Below are 693 nucleotides of genomic sequence, written 5' to 3'. Positions count from 1 at the left end.
ATCCTTCAAAAAAACTATCGCGTTCATCTCGATCTACAAGACAAAACTGCTGGTTGGAAATTTAGTCAATATGAACTTAAAGGTGTTCCTTTGCGTATAGAAATTGGCAAACGTGGTTTAGAAAATGATGAAGTTACTATTTTTCAAAGATATAACTTTGCCAAACAAAATATCAAAACCAAAGATTTGCCATCTCAAATCCCGCAATTATTTAAAACCATCCACAATAACATGTATCAAAAAGCACTGCAACATTTAGAACAAAATCGCAAACAAGCTACCACTTATGAAGAATTTAAAACTTATCTCAAACAAGGTGGTTATGTAGCAATGAGTATTTCAGGAACTGATGCCGAATTGCAAATTAAACAAGAAACAGGAGCTACTGCCAGAGTTATTTTAGAAACTAATTTAATTACTGCTAACTGCCCTGTTACTAACAAAAAATCCCTTCAAACTGTCTTATTTGCTAGAGCTTATTGAAATTATTTTAAAAATGATTTGTTATAAAAACCAACCAAAAAGTTTCAACACATTTAATACTAAATCATTTCTCCAAATATTTTATTTCTTTTTATAAACATTTTATTTTTTACATTTTTGCCCCCACAACCACTATTTTTTAATTATTCAAAACTTTTAGGCTTGACATTTCATACTAAAAAAGCTATAATTAAGGAAGTGTGTTAAATA

At 29.3% G+C, this 693-nt stretch carries 1 protein-coding gene; it reads left to right on the top strand.

The genetic code is table 11. From position 1 onward, the window contains the following. On the top strand, nucleotides 1–483 hold a 483-nt coding region (locus OYV_RS04225; RefSeq protein WP_042068481.1), incomplete at its 5' end, for a His/Gly/Thr/Pro-type tRNA ligase C-terminal domain-containing protein. Between the last annotated feature and the right edge of the window lie 210 nt (nucleotides 484–693).

This window comes from 'Chrysanthemum coronarium' phytoplasma (assembly GCF_000744065.1).
Classification (GTDB): domain Bacteria; phylum Bacillota_I; class Bacilli_A; order Acholeplasmatales; family Acholeplasmataceae; genus Phytoplasma; species Phytoplasma asteris.
The sequence above is the reverse complement of the archived record's forward strand: the minus strand, read 5'-3'. Positions and strand labels throughout refer to the sequence as shown.